The sequence below is a fragment of the Gordonia sp. (in: high G+C Gram-positive bacteria) genome (genome assembly GCF_012515855.1).
Classification (GTDB): Bacteria; Actinomycetota; Actinomycetes; order Mycobacteriales; family Mycobacteriaceae; genus Gordonia.
On sequence record NZ_JAAYXO010000111.1, the window covers coordinates 1 to 3,368 of the forward strand.

General features: G+C 65.4%; 3 protein-coding genes. 2 read left to right on the top strand and 1 reads right to left on the bottom strand.

All coding sequences use genetic code 11. From position 1 onward, the window contains the following. A partial coding sequence (gene recO / locus GX543_RS08160; RefSeq protein WP_290851160.1) for a DNA repair protein RecO occupies positions 1–862 on the bottom strand: 862 nt, incomplete at its 3' end. Here recO and GX543_RS08165 point away from each other — a divergent pair. Together GX543_RS08165 and GX543_RS08170 are read left to right on the top strand one after the other, a co-directional pair. Next, entirely contained in the window at positions 844–1,656 is an 813-nt protein-coding gene (locus GX543_RS08165) for a cytochrome c biogenesis protein CcdA (RefSeq protein ID WP_290851162.1), read from the top strand. The genes recO and GX543_RS08165 overlap by 19 nt on opposite strands. Positions 1,657–1,709: 53 nt before the next feature. Then, positions 1,710–3,185 (top strand): cytochrome c biogenesis protein ResB, encoded by a 1,476-nt coding sequence (locus GX543_RS08170; protein WP_290851164.1) that lies wholly within the window; start codon positions 1,710–1,712, stop codon positions 3,183–3,185. Positions 3,186–3,368: the final 183 nt, after the last annotated feature.

The window sequence follows — 3,368 nt, forward strand, 5'->3', positions numbered from 1 at the left end:
CCGGCCGAGGGTCGGGAGCCTTCAGCTGCAACGCGTGCAGCACCGCCAGGGACCCGATCGGCCGTTCCGCGATGTGTTGCACGTAGTCCGTCAGTGCCCGCTCCACCTGCTGCCGCGACGCCTCGTCGAGCTGCAGGGACAGCAACCGCCGCAGGCCATCCCGCTGCATCGTCCGCAGGTACTTCTGCGCATTTACCGACAACGCCACCGCTCCCGGATCGCTCGCCCGGCAGCGCGGACAGATCACGCCACCCTCACGCACCGAAAACGCGTTGGCCTGCTCGGTGATCGCCTCGCGGCAGGTCGGGCATTCATGCAGCTGTGCCTGAAAACCGCTCGCCTCCAGAAAGGCGTACTCGAAGTAGCGGGTCAGCGACCACGGATCGACCCCGTCCGACAGCAGCGCAAGTGTCTCCGCAAGCAGTGCGTACACACGCTCGTTCGGCTCGTCCTCCTGCGTCATCACCCGCACGAGATCGGCGAGATAGCTCGCCGCCGCGAATGCCTGCAGCCCGTCACGCAGACCGGGATGCGTCGCCACTGTCTCGACACCGCGCACGCCGTCGAGGCTTCGTCCCCTGTAGAGGTGGACGACGACTCTGTTCAGCAGGTCGAGCGAGCGACCGTTGCGACTCTCGGCCTTGCGCGCGCCCTTGGCGATGATGGATTTCCGGCCGCTGCGGACCGAGAATATATCGTAGATGCGATCCGCCTCGCCGAGGTTTCGACGCGCGAGCACGATTGCCTCGGTGGAGTAGAGTCGGTCGCGAAGGGTATCGGGCATCGGCGTTGTCCGGGGGTCGGCGAAGGGGAAGCGCGGGGTCGAATGCGGCAAGGCTGCAGGTGTTTCGCGCCACGTCACGTGTCGTCTATTGTACCGGGTTTTCGCGGAATGGTAGGGTTTTCGGGATGACTGACGTTACGTTCCTCACCGCGTTCGTCGCTGGTGTCTTCTCCATTTCGTCGCCCTGCGTCCTGCCCCTGATCCCGATCTACCTGACCCACATCGCGGGGGTCTCGGCGGGGCAGTCGGGACCGCGCGCTCGCGCGATCGTGCTGCGCAACGCCGCCGCCTACGTGCTTGGCTTTTCCGTTATCTTCATCGCGCTCGGCGCCGCCCTCGGCACGGCCGGCGCGCTCGCCGGATCACTGGATTTCATCACGCAGAACCGCCTCTGGCTGGTCCGCATCGGCGGCGTGCTGCTGGTGCTGCTCGGCCTTCACCAGATCGGGTGGATCAACATCCCGTTCATGAACCAGACTCGCCGCGCGGAGATCGACACCGGCAACCCCGGCACGGTCACCTCGTCGTTCCTGATCGGCGTCACCTTCGGCGCGGGGTGGTCGCCCTGCGTCGGACCGATTCTCGGCGCGATCCTGACGATGGCCGCCGGCCAGGGCAGCATCGCCGAGGCGACCTGGCTCCTGACCGTCTACTCGCTCGGTCTTGCCGTCCCGTTCATGCTGGCCGCGCTCGCCTTCGGCACAGCGCCTGCGATCATCCGCAGGATCAACAGCCGCCTGGGGATGGTCACCACCGTGACCGGCGCGGTCATGATCGGCGTCGGCCTCATCATGGTCCTCGGCGTCTACGAGCAGATCTTCACAGAAATCATTCGCAACGCGCCCTGGCAGCCCTACGAGCCAACCATATAGTCGTACACTGATCAGCAGCGCCTGCTCGTTTCCGGATCGGACCTCCCTGACGCATGGCCCAGCTCACCGCGACAACCGGCACCCCATCGCGCTCTCCGCTCGAGATCGCCGTTGACCGCATCTGGCGATTCTTCTGCTCGGTGCGCGCCGCGGTCGCGGAGATCGCGTTCCTCGCGTTGCTGGTGCTCATCGGCACCCTTCGCGGCAGCGACGTGCCCCAGTGGATGGCCAACGCCTGGCCCGCGCTCCAGCCGCTCGTCGACCGCTGGTACGACTTCGATGTCTTTTCCAGCGCCATTTTCGCCGCCACGCTTGCCGTGATCGCGGTCGCCATCGCGATCTGCACCATCAACCGCGCCCCCGGCATCTGGCAGACGATCAGCTCGCCACGGATTCGCACCTCGCCCGGCTACATTCGCAACGCCGAGGTGAACGCCGTCTACAGCACCGCCACCACTCCTGGCCAGCTTCAGGAAAACATCGAGGCGGTGTTGCGCCAGAAGCGATACCGGTTCATCACGGAACAGGTCGGCGACCAGATTCACTTCTACGCCGACAAGAACCGGTGGTCGAAGCTCGGCACCTATCCCTTCCATCTCGCGCTCATCCTGCTCCTCGTCGGTGGCATCGTCTCGTCGATGTGGGGCTTTCGCGACGTAGAGTTCGCGGTCGCCGAGGGTGAAACCCGCCAGGTCGGCCACGGCACCGACCTGAGTGTCGAGCTGGTCCGCTTCACCGACACCTACATGGCCACCGGTGACGCCAGCCAGTACCGCAGCGACGTGGTCATCTACGACGGCGGCGAGCAGGTGAAGTCCGGCGAGATCACGGTCAACAACCCGATGAGCGCCGGTGTCGCGACCTTCTATCAGGCCAGCTTTGGCATTTCGGCCGACATGGTTGTCACGGACGCCAACGGCGTCGAGCTCTACAACCAGCCTCTCGAAATGGGGTTCTTCAACCTCCGGGTCAACCCCGACGCCCCCGCCGGCCTGATCCGCCTGCCCGCCCTGAACAAGCAGATCGTCGTGGTCGGTCCGGACACCAACCGCTCGAACCAGCCCGAGCTGGACACCCTCGGGCTGGAGAACGGGCAGGTCTGGGTGCAGGTGACGCCGATCGACGGTCCCATGAGCGAAGACGCCATAGACCGCGCGGTCATCGACCAGGGCTCGTCGACGGATATCGGTGGGCTCAACATCACCTTCGAGCGCGAGTCGCGCTTCACGGTGCTGCAAGTCGCCTACAACCCCGGCATTCCCATTTTCATCATCGCCGCCATCATGATGGTTGGTGGGCTTGCGGTGACCTTCTACTTTCCGCTGCGGCGCATCCGCGGCATCATCCAGGAGTCGGCCGAAGGCGGCACGCTGATGATGACGCCGCTCGCCAAACGCGACTGGGGCGGCAAGCGCGAGTTCTTCGCCCTCGTCGACAACGCCGACAAGCGTCTCGGGACGAAGGGCGACGTCAAGCGTCCCGACGACGAAGGCAACTGGCACGACACGACCGACGGCGAAAGCCGGTAGACTGATTTCGGCACGAGATATGCGGCGGCTAACCGGCACGGCCGTCGCGGGAATCGGGGAGAAGCCCATGGAAGCGCTCGTCAAGCTGTCCTTTTACATGTTCGCGGCCAGCTCGGTCGCGGTCGGTGCCGCCAGCCTCAGCTATATCGCCTACACCATCGGTCGGGTCCGGGTTCGCCGGGC

Excerpts from the sequence above, each read along its gene's own strand:
- GX543_RS08170 (WP_290851164.1), top strand. The coding sequence starts at position 1,710 with ATGGCCCAGCTCACCGCGACAACCGGCACCCCATCGCGCTCTCCGCTC.